This is a genomic window from Amycolatopsis sp. NPDC049868 (assembly GCF_044461365.1).
In the GTDB taxonomy this organism is placed as follows: domain Bacteria; phylum Actinomycetota; class Actinomycetes; order Mycobacteriales; family Pseudonocardiaceae; genus Amycolatopsis.
Genome location: NZ_JBITKV010000002.1, coordinates 366,334 through 383,119 on the forward strand (window position 1 = coordinate 366,334; position 16,786 = coordinate 383,119).

General features: G+C 70.2%; 16 protein-coding genes. 9 read left to right on the plus strand and 7 right to left on the minus strand.

Features of this window, described 5'->3' with window-relative positions; all coding sequences use genetic code 11:
* Positions 1-37 precede the first annotated feature (37 nt).
* The gene (locus ACIBTM_RS09890; RefSeq protein WP_395876121.1) at positions 38-1,207 is read left to right on the plus strand and encodes an MFS transporter; all 1,170 of its coding nucleotides are present in this window, start codon (positions 38-40) and stop codon (positions 1,205-1,207) included.
* Between the two features lie 96 nt (positions 1,208-1,303).
* Here the strand turns inward: ACIBTM_RS09890 and ACIBTM_RS09895 are convergent, their stop codons facing one another.
* The 7 genes from ACIBTM_RS09895 to ACIBTM_RS09925 all read right to left on the minus strand — a co-directional run bounded on the left by ACIBTM_RS09895 (position 1,304) and on the right by ACIBTM_RS09925 (position 10,779).
* Positions 1,304-2,335, minus strand: a complete 1,032-nt coding sequence (locus ACIBTM_RS09895) for a HoxN/HupN/NixA family nickel/cobalt transporter (RefSeq protein ID WP_395876122.1) — start codon at positions 2,333-2,335, stop codon at positions 1,304-1,306.
* 56 nt (positions 2,336-2,391) lie between these two features.
* The gene (locus ACIBTM_RS09900) at positions 2,392-3,321 is read right to left on the minus strand and encodes an N-acetylmuramic acid 6-phosphate etherase (RefSeq protein WP_395876778.1); all 930 of its coding nucleotides are present in this window, start codon (positions 3,319-3,321) and stop codon (positions 2,392-2,394) included.
* Between the two features lie 17 nt (positions 3,322-3,338).
* Entirely contained in the window at positions 3,339-4,337 is a 999-nt protein-coding gene (locus tag ACIBTM_RS09905; RefSeq protein WP_395876123.1) for a MurR/RpiR family transcriptional regulator, read from the minus strand.
* Positions 4,338-4,547: 210 nt separating this feature from the next.
* On the minus strand, positions 4,548-6,323 hold the full coding sequence (locus tag ACIBTM_RS09910; protein ID WP_395876124.1) for a serine hydrolase: 1,776 nt from the start codon (positions 6,321-6,323) through the stop codon (positions 4,548-4,550).
* Between the two features lie 11 nt (positions 6,324-6,334).
* Positions 6,335-7,603 carry an exo-beta-N-acetylmuramidase NamZ domain-containing protein gene (locus ACIBTM_RS09915; RefSeq protein WP_395876125.1) on the minus strand — a complete coding sequence of 423 codons (1,269 nt, stop codon included), beginning with the start codon at positions 7,601-7,603 and terminating at the stop codon, positions 6,335-6,337.
* Positions 7,600-9,405 (minus strand): glycoside hydrolase family 3 protein, encoded by a 1,806-nt coding sequence (locus ACIBTM_RS09920; RefSeq protein WP_395876126.1) that lies wholly within the window; start codon positions 9,403-9,405, stop codon positions 7,600-7,602. The genes ACIBTM_RS09915 and ACIBTM_RS09920 overlap by 4 nt, the downstream gene beginning before the upstream one ends.
* A gap of 576 nt (positions 9,406-9,981) precedes the next feature.
* Positions 9,982-10,779, minus strand: a complete 798-nt coding sequence (locus tag ACIBTM_RS09925) for an HAD family hydrolase (protein WP_395876127.1) — start codon at positions 10,777-10,779, stop codon at positions 9,982-9,984.
* Positions 10,780-11,352: 573 nt separating this feature from the next.
* Between ACIBTM_RS09925 and ssd the strand changes: the two genes are divergently transcribed.
* The 8 genes from ssd (at position 11,353) to ACIBTM_RS09965 (ending at position 16,785) form a co-directional block, all read left to right on the plus strand.
* A complete protein-coding gene (ssd, locus tag ACIBTM_RS09930) occupies positions 11,353-12,426 on the plus strand; it encodes a septum site-determining protein Ssd (protein WP_395876128.1) in 1,074 nt (357 codons plus the stop codon).
* Positions 12,423-13,565 carry a TadA family conjugal transfer-associated ATPase gene (locus tag ACIBTM_RS09935; RefSeq protein ID WP_395876129.1) on the plus strand — a complete coding sequence of 381 codons (1,143 nt, stop codon included), beginning with the start codon at positions 12,423-12,425 and terminating at the stop codon, positions 13,563-13,565. Before ssd ends, ACIBTM_RS09935 begins: the two co-directional genes overlap by 4 nt.
* On the plus strand, positions 13,562-14,302 hold the full coding sequence (locus tag ACIBTM_RS09940) for a type II secretion system F family protein (protein ID WP_395876130.1): 741 nt from the start codon (positions 13,562-13,564) through the stop codon (positions 14,300-14,302). Before ACIBTM_RS09935 ends, ACIBTM_RS09940 begins: the two co-directional genes overlap by 4 nt.
* Entirely contained in the window at positions 14,296-14,865 is a 570-nt protein-coding gene (locus tag ACIBTM_RS09945; protein ID WP_395876131.1) for a type II secretion system F family protein, read from the plus strand. Before ACIBTM_RS09940 ends, ACIBTM_RS09945 begins: the two co-directional genes overlap by 7 nt.
* A 16-nt stretch (positions 14,866-14,881) precedes the next feature.
* Positions 14,882-15,055, plus strand: a complete 174-nt coding sequence (locus ACIBTM_RS09950; protein ID WP_395876132.1) for a DUF4244 domain-containing protein — start codon at positions 14,882-14,884, stop codon at positions 15,053-15,055.
* Entirely contained in the window at positions 15,055-15,393 is a 339-nt protein-coding gene (locus tag ACIBTM_RS09955) for a TadE family type IV pilus minor pilin (RefSeq protein WP_395876133.1), read from the plus strand. The genes ACIBTM_RS09950 and ACIBTM_RS09955 overlap by 1 nt, the downstream gene beginning before the upstream one ends.
* A complete protein-coding gene (locus ACIBTM_RS09960) occupies positions 15,390-15,746 on the plus strand; it encodes an Rv3654c family TadE-like protein (protein WP_395876134.1) in 357 nt (118 codons plus the stop codon). Before ACIBTM_RS09955 ends, ACIBTM_RS09960 begins: the two co-directional genes overlap by 4 nt.
* A 412-nt stretch (positions 15,747-16,158) precedes the next feature.
* The gene (locus ACIBTM_RS09965) at positions 16,159-16,785 is read left to right on the plus strand and encodes a bifunctional DNA primase/polymerase (protein ID WP_395876135.1); all 627 of its coding nucleotides are present in this window, start codon (positions 16,159-16,161) and stop codon (positions 16,783-16,785) included.
* Position 16,786: the final 1 nt, after the last annotated feature.

Consider the following 16,786-nt stretch of genomic DNA (forward strand, 5'->3'; position numbering starts at 1 on the left):
TTGACAGTCATCGAACAGTCCCGTCACTATACCTCCCATGACGATTCGACGATCATCAAATGATCGGCTCGCTCTGGGGGCTCTGCTGGTACTCGCCGTCGGGACGTTCACCGTCGGCACCGACGGATTCGTCCTGAACGGGCTGCTACCCGCCATCGCCGCCGACCTGCGTGTTTCCGAGGCCGTCGCGGGCCAGCTGACCACGGTCTTCGCGGTGACCTACGCGATTTCTTCGCCGCTCATCGCGGCCTTCACCGGGCGGCTCGACCGGCGCTGGGTGCTCGGCGCGGGAATGGTGCTGTTCACGATCGGCATGGCCGGTCAGGCGCTCGGCGAGTCCTTCGCCGTGGTCGCCGTCGCGCGCGTGCTGGCCGCCCTCGGCGCCGCCGCGTTCCAGTCCAACGCCTATGTCCTCGCCGGCGCGCTGGCGTCGGACGAGCGTCGCGGCCGCGCGCTCGCCACGGTCTCCAATGGGATGAGCGTGTCGATGGTGCTCGGCGTGCCGATCGGGGTGCTGGCCGGGAACTGGTTCGGCTGGCGCGCGGTGATGTGGGGGATCGGCGCGGTGGCACTGGTCGTGATGCTGCTCGTGCCGCTGCTGCCCGGAGTCCGGATGCCGGCGGTGTCCCTGCGCGACAGGCTCGCCGTCGTCGTGCGGCCGCCGATCGCGCGCGTGCTCGGCGTGAGTGTTCTCGGCACCGCCGCGGGCTTCGCGGCCTTCGTGTACTTGCCGGTGCTGGTGGCTCCGGTGGCGGCGGGCGCGACGATCTCGTGGCTGCTGGTCGGTTTCGGGATCGGGCAGATCGTGGGCAACGCCTTCGCGGGCCGGGCGACGGATTCTCTGGGGCCTTCTCGCGTCCGGTCGATCTCGCTGATGGGCACGGTCGTGACGTTCGCGCTGCTGGACGTCGCCGTGCTGAGCCTGCCCAGTTCGCTGGTCCTCGCGCTGGCTTCGGGGGTATTCGGCGGCATGCTGATGGTGCCGCAGCAGCACCGGCTGTTTTCGCTGGCGCCCGACGCGCCGACGGTCGCCCTGGGGCTCAACGGTTCCGCGATCTACGGCGGCGGGGCCCTCGGTGCCGCACTGGGTGGCGTCGTCCTGTCGTCGGCGGGTGTCTGGTGGATCGGTCCCGTTGCCGCCTTCGTCGCTCTGCTGGGCTTTGCGCTTTCGGTCCCTTCGCGGGCGAAGGTGCCCGAGCCCGCGTGACCAAAGTGGGAGCAAGGGACCTTTGCTATCGTTTATGTAGGCATGCTAAGTAAGTGGTAGCAAAGGTCCCTTGCTCTCTTTTCGCAGGTCAGAGGCCTACTTGACCGACCAGCGCTCCTCGATACGCGCAAAGCGCCACACGAGGAGCGCGAAGAGCCACGTAAGCACGAAGAGCGCTACGACCGCATAGCCCACGTAGTCCAGGCTCAGCGAGCCGATCGCCGCGAGCGGTCCGGTCGTGATGCCGAATCGTTCGGTGATGATCGAGATGACCTCGATCGTCCCGATGAGCAAGGCGACCGCGACGGAAAGCGCCGTCACGATGAGGTTGTAGTAGATCTTCCGCACCGGCTTCGCGAACGCCCACCCGTACGCGTAGTTCATGAAGCAGCCATCGGCGGTGTCGAACAGCGTCATCCCGGCGGCGAACAGGATCGGCAGCACCAGGATGGCGTACCAAGGCAGCGAGAACGCCGCCGCGCCGCCGGCGAGCACCAGCAGGCTGATCTCGGTCGCGGTGTCGAAGCCGAGACCGAACAGCACACCGATCGGGTAGATGTGCCAAGGCTTGCGCACCGCTTTGGTGGCGCCGCGGAGCAGACGGTTCATGAAGCCGCGGTTGTCGAGTTGCCGCTCCAGCGCCGCTTCGTCGAACTCGCCCCGCCGCATGCGCCGGAACACCTTCACGATGCCGACGAGCACCACGAGGTTCATGATCCCGATGAGGTAAAGGAACACCGCCGAAACGGACGTCCCGATCAGCCCGGTCGCCTCGTGCAGCGCCGACGAATCGTCCTCGACGGCCCCGGCGAGCGCGCGGACGCCGAGCGACAACAGCAGGCACAGGACGAAGACGATCGTCGAATGACCGAGGGAGAACCAGAAGCCGACCGAAAGCGGCCGTTGCCCGTCGGCCATCAGCTTGCGGGTGGTGTTGTCGATCGCGGCGATGTGGTCCGCGTCGAAAGCGTGCCGCATCCCGAGTACGAACGCCGTGACGCCGAGGCCGACCCCGAACACGCCCGTGGCGCCGAGCTCGTACTGGCGCGGCGCCACGAAAAGCGTCAGGACCCCCCAGCCGATGACGTTGAGCAGCAGGATGAATCCGCCCATCCCGGCGACGGACACCCGTTCGCGTCGCGTGAGCGCGAAGCGTCGGGATGAACGGGTCTGTCCGCCGGTGTTCAGCTCGCGCGCACCCTGAGGGAGTCGAGAGCCTTCCGTACGTGGCCATCGCTGGCCGTCAGCGCCTTCGCCGCGCTCGCGACGTCTTCGCCGGACAGCAGATGGACCAGCGCGACCTTGAGGTCGCCGTCGGCCTCGGTGAGCGCGTCGGAACAGTCCGCCATGCTCATCCCGGTGGCCTCGCGCAGGATGCGGATGGTCCGCCCCCGCAGCTTCGCGTTGGTCGCCCGCATGCTCACCATCAGGTTCGAATACGTGCGGCCGAGCTTGATCATCGTCGCGGTGGAGAACGCCGTGAGGATGATCTTCTGCGCCGTGCCCGCCTTCATCCGCGTCGACCCGGCGATCGCCTCGGGACCGGTGTCCACCGCGATGAGGACGTCGACGCCCGGCGGCGTCACGGCTGCCGGATTGCCCGAGACCAAGGCGGTACGGGCACCGCGACGGCTGGCCGCGGCCAGCGCGCCGAGAACGTAGGGCGTCCGGCCGGAAGCCGTCAGCCCGAGCACGAAGTCGCCGGGCGCGACGGACTCGGCCACCTCGGTGGCTCCGGCCTTCGCGTCGTCCTCGGCGTCTTCGACGGCTTGGCGCAGAGCGCGCGCGCCGCCCGCGTGATGCGCGATGAACCACTCGGCGGGCACGTTGAACGTCGGGACGAGTTCCGCCGCGTCCAACGTCGCCAGCCTGCCGGAGGTGCCGGCCCCGAAGTAGTGCACGCGGTGTCCCGACCGCAGCGCTTCCACGGCGAAGTCGACCGCCCGCGCCACCTGCGGCAGCACCGCGGCGACGGCTTCGGGGACCCGGCGGTCCTCGGCGTTGATCGCGCCGAGAATGCCCATGGTCGACATCAGATCGATGTCGGTCGTCCGTGGATTTCGCTGTTCGGTTGGCGAGTCGACGTGCACCACCTGGCGTGGGACGGTCATCATGCGCCTCACTTTTTCGCTCATTTGCCGGTTTCCCGCGGCCGCCGCCTGCCGTCGGGCCGGACGCCCAGACGGTGCGAGCCAACCGCGTCCCTGGTCGCGTCGAGCGCGTTGACCGACGCGTCCATGTGCCGCTGCGCGACACCGATGAACAGGCAGTCGATGACGGTCAGCTGCGCGATGCGACTGGCGGTCGCACCCGAGCGGAACGTCGTCTCCCGCGCGGCCGTGGTCAGCACGTGGTCGGCGACCTCGGTGATCGGTGAACGCGGGAAGTTCGTCACGGCGACGGTGATCGCGCCGTGCTCACGGGCCACGCGCAGCGCCTCGACGGTGTCCGTGGTCGCGCCCGTGTGGGAGATGCCGATCGCGACGTCGCCGGGGCTCAGCACGGCGGCCGAGGTGAGCATGATGTGCGTGTCCGACCAGGCGAAGCTGACCCGCCCGATGCGGTGCAGCTTCTGCTGCAGGTCCGCGGCGACGAACGCGCTCGCGCCCACGCCGTAGACGTCCACGCGGCCCGCGCCGGCCACGAGGTCGATCACGCGCTGTAGCGACGGGACGTCGAGCTGGTCGGCTGTCTCCTCCACGGCGCGTGCGTCCGCGAAGCTGACCTTGCCGATCACCGCGGCCAGGTCGTCCTCCGGCCCGATCTCGCCGCCGAGGTTGCGGGTCGACCGCGCCTCGGACCGGGCGGTGTCGGCCGCCAAAGCGATCCTGAGCTGCGGATACCCGCCGACGCCGACCGCCTTGCAGAACCGCGTGACGGTGGTTTCGCTGGTGTTCGCCGCGAGCGCGACTTCGGTGATGCTGCGCCGCGCGACCTGCGCGGGGTCGTCGAGGACGACCTTCGCGACGCGCTGCTCGGCCCGGGCGAGCCCGGGCAGGAGGGAGCGAATCCGGACGAGCGGGCTCGCGTCAGCGTCCCGTGTCGGCTGCGCCGGCACGGCCTCGGACGGTGCGGCCGCGATTACGGATTCGGTATCGCCCACCGTGGGAAAGTTACTAACCGTTGGCATCTGCGACAAGGCTACCCACACCCTTCGGGAAGATCGCAACCTATCCGTGTCTGCGGATTCGATTTGCGATTAATCGTTGACCAGAAAGTCGCTAACCAGGTCGAGGCCGTTAACGAGGTTGAGCTAACGACTTGGCAACTTAGTGTCGCGACGCAAGGGGCTGTGTCCCGGTCAACGGGGCGGTCCGGTCAGCACATCGGAGCCGGTCGGCTACCTAGTGCTCAACTTCCAGCCGGTAGCGACGAAAGTAGGGGGATTATGCTCACTGTCCAGCAGTATGCGGCCGCGTTCAGTGACTTTCACACCATCCAAGGAAATTCCTCGTCCGGTGTAACGGGCATCGGTCGTGTAACGCCAGCGGAGGGTGATTTGTGAGCTTTGCGACACCTCGGCGGCGGCCCGCCACCAAGCCCGGTGTCCATGCCCGCCGAGCCCGGGTTGATCTCCCGCCGGGGCGCCCGGCCCGCTTGCACGCAGGGTAATCGATTTCCAGGTGGCTCCGCCGTCGGTACTTATTTCCAGAAAAAGCGAATCCGAGGGACCTTCGGTGTCCACGAAGGTGTCGAAGGAGACCTTCAGCGGCCCGCCGCGCGTCGATAACGGCGGAGTCGTGAGCGTGGCCGTGGAGACGTCCCCGGCGCCGCTGAACCACGCGTCGCGGCCACGCGCCGGGCGGACGGCCATCGCCTTCGCGAGCGAACTCGCCCACGTCTCCCTGGCGAGGTTGATCGAGCCCCAGCTCCGCGTCGGGTGCACGCGGTTGGTGAGCAGGATCGCGAACGACCGCGACAGCGGATCGATCACCAGCGAGGTCCCGGTGAACCCGGTGTGCCCGGCCGTCGAGGGTGCCGACAGCGCGCCCATGTACCAAGGCTGGTCGAGTTCGAAACCGAGCCCGTGCGCGTTGTCGGGGAACTTGTGGTTGTAGTTCGTCAGCATCGCCCGCACGGTCTCCTCGCGCAGGATCCGGTGACCGCGGTACGCGCCGCCGTTGAGGATCGTCTGCGCCAGCACCGCCATGTCGGGGGCCGTGGAGAACACGCCCGCGTGCCCGGCGACGCCGCCCAGCGACCAGGCGTTCTCGTCGTGGACCTCGCCGCGCACGAGCCCCCGAGGCGGCTTCACGGCGTACTCGGTCGCCGCGACCCTGGCGAGTTTCGACGACGGCGGGTTGTACCCGGTGTCCACCAGTCCCAGCGGGGTGGCGATGCGGTCCTGGACCACTTTGTCCAGCGGCGCCCCGGCCACCTTCTCGACCAGGAAGCCGAGCGTCAGCAGGTTGATGTCGGAGTAGAGGTACGTGCTGCCCGGCGCGTTCTTCAGCGGGCTGTCGAGGACGGCCTTCCGGCGAGAGGGGATGTCCGGGTAGCCCTCCCACAGCGACGGGAGCGGTGTCGCGGCGAAGCCCGAGACGTGGGTGAGCAGCTGCTGGACGGTGACGGCCTCCTTGCCGTTCACCCCGAACTCCGGCAGGTACCGCACCACCGGCGCCGAGATGTCCAGCTTGCCCGCCTCGGCCAGCTGCATCACCGCGATGGAGGTGAACAGCTTCGAGATCGAGGCCATGTCGAAGATGGTGTCCGCGCGCATCGGCACCTGCTGCTCGGGCGGCAGTTCCGTGCCCTTGGCGTCGGCGTAGCGGACCGCGCCACCGACAGCCTGGCGCTCGACGATCACGCCGTCGTGCGCGAGCAGGCCGACCGCTCCGGAGAAGTGCGGATGCCCGGTGACGTCCGGCTTCGTCCAGCTCTCGATGAACCGCTCGGCGGCCTTGATCGGCTCCGGGTCGAGGCCGACCTCGGAGGGCGCGCCGTCGCGCAGGACGGTGGACGCGGGCGCGAAGCCTCCGCGCGGCTTGTCGAACCGGCCCGTCGCGCCGTTTCCCTGTTGTCCGGTACCCGGAATCGCCTGTGCTCCCGCCGTCGACAGCGTGGTCGCCGCGACCAGAACGGAAACAGCCGCGATCAGGATCTTCCTAACACGCAAGGTCGTTCCCTTCAGCGGTAGATGAGATGACGGCGGCGTTTCCGGTCGAACTCGGCCAGTTCGGCCTGCCAGGACCCGACGATCTCGTCCGCTCCGGCGCCGTTGTCGATCATCGTGCGCAGCCTGTCGGAGCCGGAGAGCTTGTCGAGGAAATTGTCGGGGCGCCACTTGAACTTGTCCGGATGTACCTGTTTCGCGGTGACGAACATGCTGACCGCGGTGCGGATGGCGTCGAACGCCCGCGGGTCGGTGATCGTCACCTGCACGCCGCCGCAGGGATCGTTGACGAACTTGCCGAACGTCGGCACGAAGTACGCCTCGCGGAACTTCACCCCGGGAAGCCGTAGCTCGCCGAGCTTCTCGCGCCAGCGCCAGTCGAGGCCGGGCGCGCCGATGATCTCGAACGGCCTGGTGGTGCCCCGGCCTTCGGAGAACACGGTGCCCTCGAACATCCCGGTGCCGGGATAGACGAGCGCGGTGTCCGGCGTCGGCATGTTCGGGCTCGGCGGGACCCAGGTCAGCCCGGTGCGGGCGAAGAGCTGATCACGCCGCCAGTCGCGCACCTCGACGATTTCGAGCCTGCCCGGCGTGACCCCCTCGGCCGGCAGGAACTCGGCCGCGAAGAACCGTGCGAGCTCGCCGACGGTCATGCCGTGCTGCTGCACGATCGGCTTCCGGCCGACGCCCGAGGCGAACGCCGGGTTCAGCATCGGCCCGGCGGCCTTGCCACCCAGCGGATTCGGCCGGTCCAGCACGACGACCGCTGCGCCGACCTTCGCCGCCGCGACCATCGCCGTGTACAGCGACCAGATGTAGGTGTAGAACCGCGCGCCGACGTCGGCGATGTCGAAGACGACGGTGTCGACGCCCGCCTTCGTGAACATCCCGGCGAGCTTCGTCGCGTCGGCGCCGTACGCGTCGTATACCGGCACGCCGGTGCGCGGATCGGTGTAGTCGCCCTCGGAGCCGCCTGCCTGCGCGCTGCCGCGGAAGCCGTGCTCCGGCCCGAACGCGGCGAGCGGCCGGACCCCGGCGGCGACCATCGAGTCGACGATGTGGTCGCCGCTCGCCAGGACACCTGTCGGATTCGACAGCACGCCGAGCTTGCGGCCGGACAGCGGCGCCCAGCCCCGGGCGGCGAGCACGTCCGCCCCGGTGCGGGTGAGCGGGGGACCTTTGCTCTCGCTTTCCGGCTGGGCCCCCGCGACCGAGGATCCGGCCGTCAGCGCGGGGACCGCGAGCGCGCCGGTGGCGAGGAAGTGGCGGCGGTTGAGGTTCACCAGGTCAGCCCGTGGCCGAAGGGGTATTTCACCGTGCCCACGTCCTTGCCCGCGGGAACGTCCACCGGCAGCTTGCCCTGCGGCGTCACCTTCCCGAGGATCACCTTCGCCAGCGCCTCCAGCGAAGGCGTGATGTAGCCGTACGTGGCGAGCCACGTCTTGATCGGGTTCTCGTAGCCGGCGTCGTAGGGGATCTGGGCGGCCACCGCGACGACGGGCTTCCCGGTGTCGGCCAGCGCCTGCAACAGCTTGCCCTGCAACGGATACGTGCCGACGTTGTTGGTCAGCACGACGACGAGGTCGACGTCCTTGGCCGCCGCGGCCGCCTGCGCGATCTGCGCGTCGGTCGGTGTCTGGCCGGTCTGCAATGCGGTCGCCTGCGTGCCGTGCGCGGTGAGCTTCGCGGCCAGCGACTTCGTCGTGGTCGCGCCCCAGCCGGTCACGAGCGTCTTCGCGGGCTGCTGCTTGAGCGGCAGGACGCCGCCGTCGTTGCGGATCGCGGTGACCGACCGGTCGGCGATGCCCTGCGCGGTGGCGAGGTTGGCCGGGATGCCGACCTTCGACATCACCTTGGCCGGGTCGACGAACGGCGAGGTCAGGATGCCACGGTGCAGCTTGAGCTTCAGTACCCGCAGGACGCTCTCGTCGATACGCCGCTCGGTCAGCTCGCCCTTGCGGACGGCGTCGAGCACCGAGTTGATCGCGAGTTCGAGGTTCACCGGCATGAGCAGCTGGTCGATACCCGCCTTGAGCGCCAGCACCGGGATCTCCGCGTCGCTGTGCATCTCGCGCACCGCGTCCATCGAGAGGGAGTCGGTGACGACGACCCCGCGGTATCCGAGCTCCTCGCGCAGCTTGCCGGTGAGGATCGGCTTCGACAGCGTGGCGGGCTCGCCCGACGGGTCGAGGCTGGGGAACTGGATGTGCGCGCTCATGATCGAGTCGATGCCCGCCTTGATGGCGGCCTTGAACGGCGGCACGTCGGTTTCGCGCCAGCTGGCCTCGCTCCGGTCGATCCGGGGCAGCTCGTGGTGACTGTCGGTGGCCGCGTCGCCGTGGCCGGGGAAGTGCTTCGCGGCGGCGGACACCGTCTCGGAACGCCGTCCGGAGTTCTGGAAGCCCTTGACCTGGGCTTCGACGAACTGGCTCGCCAGCTCCGGGCGGCCGGAGAAGGAACGGACGCCGATCACCGGGTTCGCCGGGTTCGAGTTCACGTCGGCGTCGGGAGCGAAGTCCTGGTTGATGCCGACGGCCCGCAGCTCGTGCCCGAGGATCCGGGCGGCGTCCTGCGCGGCCTTGGTGTCACGGCCGGCCGAGATCGCCATCGCGTTCGGCAGTTCGGTGGCGGGGGCACCCATCCGGGTGACCGTGCCGCCTTCCTGGTCGGTGGCGATCTGCAACGGGATGCGGGCGCCGCTGCGGAGGGCCGCCTGCTGGAGGCCGTTCGACAGGTTGGCGACCTGCACCGGGTCGTCGAAGTTGTCGCGGCTGTCGTTGTTGAAGTAGATGACGCCGCCCAGGTGGTACTTCTCGATCACCTGCGCGGGGGTGTCCACGCCGAAGTCGGCCTTGTTCTTGGCGTTGACCTCGTCGGCCGACTTCCCGTTCACCCACGTGACGAAGAGCTGCCCGACCTTCTGCTCCAGGGTCAACCCGCGCAGCGTCCGCTGCGCCTCCGCGTCGGCCGTCACCGGCTGCGCGGTCGCCGGAACGCCCGCGACACCCACGGCGAGCAGACCCGCGAGGGGCAGGGCGAGCGCATGGATCCTCCGATGACGGGCGTGCGCGATTCGGGTCGTCACCTCAAGCCTCCCAGATTCGTGCCTGACTCTCAGGTGGAAAGAAGTCCACCCGGAAGCACTGATATCCGGAAGCTACCCACGAGCACTTTGCTTGTCCATCGGCCACCCGCACGAACGGTCCGTTCATACACAAAGGGACGCGAAGGGGCCTGTCACGCTTGAAAACGTGGGCAAAACACTGGCGGCGCCCGTCGGCTAGAAGCCGGCGGGCGCCGCCAGTCAGTGCGGACCACTCGGGCGACCAAGCGTGCAACTCTGGTCGTACCTTCATGGACTCGGCGTCCGGCGTCCCGGTACGCAGTCCCTAGACGACGAGCCTCCCGCGGCGCGCTGCGCGTGGGTACCCGGTGTCCGCACACGGAGATTCGCCGGGGTGGAACAGGCTTCTCTTCTACCTGTTCCCTGGCCGACCGAACGTCCGCACCTACTTTCTACGCCGTGAGCCGGGTCACTTCAAGTGCGCAGACGGGTGCACCGGTACAGAGGCTCGATCTAGTGACACGGGCACCCTCCGCGACGGACAATTCGCCGCCCTGTCTGCGAAAACCGGGTCGGTACCGCCGTGTGGGTGTGCGCTCAGCGGGCGCGTTTGCGCCGGTTGTAGCCGTACCAGGTGGCCCCCGCCGCGAACGCGCCGAGCGCGACCAGGCCCGCCGACCGCGCCGGGATCCGGGTCCGCAGCGACATCGGGTGCTCGAAGGCGAGGATCTCCCAGCCCTGTTCCGTCGCGTGCTTGCGCAGGACGCGGTCGGGGTTGACCGCGTGCGGCCGTCCGACGACCTCGAGTAGCGGGATGTCGGTGCTCGAGTCGGTGTACGCGTGGCACTGGGTGAGGTCGTAGCCGTACGTCGCCGCAAGCTGCTTCGCGGCGACGGCCTTGTTCTCGCCGTAGCAGTAGAAATCGACTTCGCCCGAGTAGCGGCCGTCCACGATCTGCATCCGCGTGGCCACGCTGCGCGTCGCACCGAGCATTTCGGCGACCGGCGCGACGACTTCCTCGCCGGTCGCCGACAGGACCACGACGTCGTGCCCGTCCGCGCGATGGGACGAGATCAGTTCCGCCGCCTCCGCGTACACGAGCGGGTCGACGACGTCGTGCAGCGTTTCGCGGACGATCGCGGACACCTGCGCGACGTCCCATCCGGCGCACAGCGCCGAAACCTCGGCTCGCATCCGTTCGGTCTTCGCCGCGTCCGCGCCCGCGAGGGAGAAGACGAGTTGGGCGTACGCACTGCGAAGCGCGGCTCGGCGGTTGATCAGGCCTTCGCGCAAAAGTGGCTTGCTGAAGGCCAATGCGCTCGATGACGCGATGATCGTCTTGTCGAGATCGAAGAACGCCGCGACCTGGCTCGGCGTCGTGCTGGGTCGGTCCACTCGCCAAGGATAGGAGAGCCGGACGGCCGAGCGCCCGTTGGTCGACCACGATCGGGATACGACGGTGGAAAATTCACGACCGCGTACTCGGTCGGGCGCGTCGTGCCGTTATCGAATTGTGGGTACACGGGCCGCCCGCAACGGGCCGGTATCGGAGTTACAGTGAGATTGCCCGGTGTTGCACCGGGCCCAGGTTCAGTCCGACCCCCCGGGGCTGAACCCCAGGCGGCCCTCGTCCCTCCCCCCTGGCGAGGGCCGCCTCCTATTTTCCCGTCGTGCCAATGGTTCAGACCTTGGCGGTCACGGAAACCTCGTCGGCACAAGGCCGAACCGGCCGGAGTTCGTTAACTTTCCTTTCTCTCAAGGATTTTCCGTGCTCCGTCCGGCTGGGAACAGGGGCGGTGCCCATACCGGAAAGAACCGACGGAAAACGCGGGAAACCGGTTTCCCGAGGCGGAGTTGTCCACAACACCCCGGTTGTCCACAGGCGGGACGGAATGGCGTTGTGCGGGGCGGGGAAGCGGCGCGACCGTGGAGTCGTCACCCGAGTCCGACCGAATCACTGGGGGAGTCATGACCGCGGAACATCCGCTCGTCGTCGCCGGAGACGACGTCCTGCTCGACGAGATCCTGCGCGTGGCGGCGGCCGCGGGTTGCGAGGTCGAGCGAGCACCCGATCTGGACGCCGCCCGCGGGCGATGGGCCCGTGCGCCGCTCGTGGTGCTCGACGAGGAGGCCGCGAGCGCGCCGAACCGGCTGCTGCGGCGGAACAAGGTCCTGCTCGTCTGCAAGGGCGCGCCGACACCGATGACGTGGGAGCGGGCCGTCAACACCGGTTCGGAGAAGGTTCTTTCTCTGCCGGACGAGGAAAGCGACCTCATCGGCGAGTTCGCCGACGTCGTCGACGGACCGCCACGGGACGACGGCGTCGTCATCGGGATCATCGGCGGGCGCGGCGGGGCCGGGGCTTCCGTGCTTTCGGCCGCCGTCGCCTACCGGGCGGAGAAATCCGGCACCGGCGGGCTGCTCGTCGACTGCGATCCGCTCGGCGGCGGAGTCGACGTTCTCCTCGCCGCCGAACGCGATCGCGGTCCGCGCTGGCCGGAACTCGAACTCGGCGGCAGGGTGTCCATGGCCGCGTTGAGCGAAGCCCTGCCGCGAAAGAAGTACGGGACCGGCTCACTGTCCTTTGTGTCCTATGGCAGGGAAGGGCGCGGGCCGGGGCCCGATGCGATCGAGGGCGTGCTGTGCGCCGGGCGGCGCGCGGGCCGGACGGTCGTCTGCGATCTGCCGAGGTATTTCGGCGCCGAGACGTCCGCCGTGATCGGGCTGGCCGATCTGGTCGTGGTCGTCGTCCCCGCCGAACTCCGCGCCTGCGCGGCGGCGAAACAGGTCCTCGCCAGGATCGAGCCCCACGCGACACGGATCGGTGTCGCGGTACGGGGGCCGTCCCCCGCCGGGCTGATCCCGCAAGAGATCGCCGACGCCGTCGGCGTTCCGCTCATCACCTCGATGGGCCGCGAGCGTTCCCTCGCGGCCGCCCTCGACCGCGGTGAGTTCGTCCTGAGGCATCGCGGGCACCTGGCCACCGCCGCCGCCGAAGTCCTCGCCGCCGCGCGCGGGCAGCTTGCCGGTGCCTCGCGATGACCGACGATCTGGTCGAGCGGGTCCGGCGGCGGCTGGCCGGATCGGCCGCCCCGGCGGATCCGGTGAGCGTCGCGCGGGCGGTCCGCGCCGAAGCCGGTGGCGCGCTCGGTCAGGAGGCCGTCCTCGGAGCGGTCCGGCTGGCCCGTGACGAGTTCGTCGGAGCCGGCCCGCTGGCGCCGCTTCTCGAAAAACCCGGCGTCACCGACGTTCTCGTCACGGCGCCCGACGAGGTCTGGACCGATACCGGCGAAGGCATCCGCCTGACGGAAGTTCGCTTCGCCGACGAGGAAGCCGTCCGCAGGCTGGCTCAGCGGCTCGCGCTCGCCGGCGGGCGGCGCCTGGACGACGCCCAGCCGTTCGCCGACTGCTGGCTGCCGGGCGTGGGGCCGCAAGGCCGGGTCCGGATGCACGCGGTCCTCCCGCCGATCGCGCCGGCCGGGACCGCCCTCTCGCTCCGCGTTCTCCGGCCCGCCACCCATGATCTCGCCGAACTCCGGTTGCGCGGGGTGTTCGGCACCAGCGGCGCGGACCTGCTCGGCTCGGTCATCCGGCGACGGCTCGCGTTCCTGGTCTCCGGCGGGACAGGGGCGGGCAAGACGACGCTGCTCTCCGCGTTGCTCGGCGCCGTGCCCCCGGGCGAACGCATCGTCTGCGTCGAGGACGCGGGTGAACTGCAACCGGATCACCCGCAGTTCGTCAGCCTGCTCACCCGCCCGGCCAACGTCGAGGGCGCGGGCGAGGTCGGGTTGAGCGAGCTGGTGCGGCAGGCGTTGCGCATGCGTCCGGACCGGCTGGTCGTCGGCGAAGTGCGCGGTGGCGAGGTCATCGCGTTGCTCAACGCGATGAACACCGGGCATGAGGGCGGGGGCTGCACAGTGCACGCCAATTCGCCGGAGGACGTCCCCGCGCGGCTGGAGGCGCTGGCCGCGCTCGGCGGGTTGAAACGGGACGCGCTGCACAGCCAGCTGACGGCGGCGGTGCGGGTGGTCCTGCACATGCGCCGCCTGCCGAGCGGGATCCGGCGGCTGGACGAGGTCGGTGTCCTCCGGTCCTTTCGAGGCGAGGCCAAGGTCGTCCCGGTCTGGAGCAAGGGCGCCTGGATCGGCGACGAGACGCCGTTCGAGGAGATGGCGGCATGAACCCCTGGTTCCTCCTCTCCTGCGGAGCGGGGCTCGCCTGCTGGCCGAAGCCGGTGGGGCGTACTCCGATCGCCTGGCGGCTGCCTTGCGCCGTCCGGACGGGCTGGTGGCCGCTCCCCGCGCTGGCTCTGTCCTTAGTGGGAATCGGCTGGGCGGTGGCGACGCTGGTGCTCACCTTGGCCGTCCGCCAGGAGTACCGGTGGCGGGCACGGGAGAAGGCGGCGCTGGCCGAAGCGGAACTCACCGGGTCCGTGCTGCGGACCATGATCGGCGAACTCCGGGCGGGCGCTCATCCGGTCGCCGCGGCCGAGGCGACCGCGGAGGCGGTGCCCGCGGCGTCCGAGCGATTGAGCGGACTCATCGCGGCTGCCCGGTTCGGAGGCGGCACCGCCGCCGATCCGGACGCGCCACCGGCGCTGGCGAACGCGTGGACGCTCGCGAACCGGTTCGGGCTTCCGATGGCCGAGGTACTCGATGCCGCGCGACGGGACGCCGAGGCGGAGATCGGCTTCCGTCGTCGTCTCAAAGCCAAGATGGCGGGCCCCCGGGCGAGCGCCGCCGTGCTCGCGGTCCTCCCGCTGGCGTGCCTGGCGCTCGGCGAGGCGATGGGCGCGGGGCCGGTCCACGTCCTCACCGGGACGGGCGCCGGCCGGCTGTCGCTCGTCGTGGGCAGCGGGCTGATCTGGGCGGGCGCGGCCTGGTGCCGGGCGCTCACCGGCCGGGTGGCGCCATGCTGACCGGGGCGGCGTTGATCCTGCTGGGCGGTGCCGTCCTCTGCTGGCCGCGCGTCACCTCTGTGGGCACAGAGCGGCCCGGGTGGCGCCGGCCGCGGAAGAGAACGTCCCGCGACAAAGGAGTCTCCGAACTCCTTCGGTCCGCGGCCACCCTCGACCTGCTGGCCGCCTGCCTGGCAGGCGGGCTGCCGGTACCCGTCGCGCTCGAAGCCGTCGTGCCCACCGCGTCACCGAAGACCGCGGTGGCACTGCGCTCGGTGGCGTCGCACCTCGCCGTGGGCATCGGACCGGCGGAAGCCTGGGCCCCGGTCCGCGACCGGCCCGGCCTGGGCGAACTGTCCGTCGCCGCCGTCCGGACGGCGAGGGCGGGCACCGCGCTCGCCACCCACGCGAAGGACCTCGCGCGAAGACTGCGCGAGTCGCTCTCCGCCGAAGCCGAGGAACGAGCCGAACGGGCCGGAGTGCTGTTGGCGGCCCCGATCGGCCTGTGCTTTCTTCCCGCGTTCCTCTGCCTCGGTGTCCTGCCCGTCGTGCTCGGCCTCGCCGGGCGTCTCGGCTTCCTCTGACTGAAAGGCGATCCCCATGTACAAGCTCCCCACCTTCCGCGAAGACGACGGCATGGCGACGATCGAGTACGCCATCGCCACCTTGGCCGCCGCCGGGTTGGCGGCCCTCCTCTATCTGGTCGTCACCAGTGATGCCGTCTCCGCCGGGCTCACCGCGCTCGTCGAGCGGGCTTTGTCGGTGAAGTTCTGATGGCCGACCGTGGCTCCGTCACGGTGGAGGCGGCGCTCGGCATCGGCGCGCTGACCTTCGTCTCGGCCCTGTTGTTCGCCGGAATCGGCGTCGCCTCCGATCAGCTCCGCTGCACCGACGCGGCCCGCGAGGCGGCCCGGCTCCTCGCGCGCGGCCAGCCCGCCCGTGCCGAACAGGCGGTGCGGGAGATCGCGCCGTCCGGCGCTCGGCTGGACGTCGTCCGCGAAGGCGACTCGATCACCGTCGGCGTCGAGGCCGAACCGGTGGCCGGGCTGCTGCCGGGTATCCGGCTGCACTCCCGTGCCTTCGCCGTCGCCGAGCCGGGGAGTGGGCCGTGACCTCGGACGACCGTGGGGTCGCGACCGCGTGGACCGCCTCGATCGTCGCGGTCCTGGTCAGCGCTGCGGCGTTCGTCTTCTGGGCCGGCGCCGCCGTCACGGCCCGGCACCGCGCCGAGGCCGCCGCCGATCTGGCCGCGCTCGCGGCCGCCTCGCACGCGATGGAGGGCCCAGGCGTGGCCTGCGAACGGGCCCGACAGGTCGCCGTCCGGATGTCGGTCACGCTGCTCGCCTGCCGGTGGGAGCGCGGCGATGCCCTGGTCGAGGTGCGATCGGAGGCGTCGGGGCGGCCGGCGGTCACCGGACGGACGGAGGCACGGGCCAGGGCGGGGCCGGTCGACCGGCCACCGTGACGGGCGTCGCACGACGAACGGTCGTCCAGTGGTGACCGGCCGGTAGTACGCGTGAGTAACCGCTCGGCGCGAGCAGCGGTCGTTGACGCACGGCGAGCGGTCGAAGCCATGATCGGCTTGCCGCCGAATGGCCGCCCGCCGCTCACCGTGAGCGCCGTCACGCGGGGCGGAGGCCCAGGTCGGCTGCGACGAACGGCCCCGGACCGGTCGTACCCGCCCGTTAATCGGACGTCCGGCGTTCGGTCCGTCCGGTCGCACTACCGCGCGTTCATCGCTAAGTAACCGCCGGTTGTCGCGTGAGGGCTTCTCTCGATGTGCAACTTGCCGTTTATTGAGATGTGCGCCACCTCGAGAAGGTCGCCGGGTAGCGCGAACCGACACGGGACAGAGTTGACCTGAGGCAGGGACAGGAATGTTGGACGCGAATTGGCCGGACAGCTGGCGGGGCGCCTTCCGCATCGAAATGCGGGCGGAGGCGATCGGCCTCGCGTGGCGTGGCTGGCCGGTGCTCCCGGGAGCGGAGCCCGCCGCGATCACCGCGGAAGGTGACGACCTCACCTGGCGCCGTCCCGTCCCGGCGCAGGACAACTGGCGTGAACTGCTCGAGACCCACCCGCACGAGGTCGCCACCTGGTTCGGCGACGACACCCACAGCCTGCTCGTGGCGACCGGCACAGTGCTTGACGCCATCGAGGTCGACGACGAGCTCGGCAAGGCCGCCGCCCGTCTGCTGCGCGCCACCGGACACCCCGCCCCGATCGTCGCGATGCCGAACGGCCGCTGGCTGTTCCTGACCACCGTCGCCACGAGCATCCCGCGGGAACTGGCCGACCAGGCCTCGATCCAGTGGCACGGCGCGAACGGCTACATCCCGCTGCCCCCGTCGCCGTTCCAGCACGGTGTCGTGCACTGGCGGGTCAAGCCCGAGGTCTGGGGCTGGCAGCTGCCCGAGGCCACCGAGGTGCACGACGTGCTCGTCCGTGCGCTGGCCGGTGACCAGGCCGTCACCCCGGTGGCGACCCTGAGCACCGCCGCCTGAT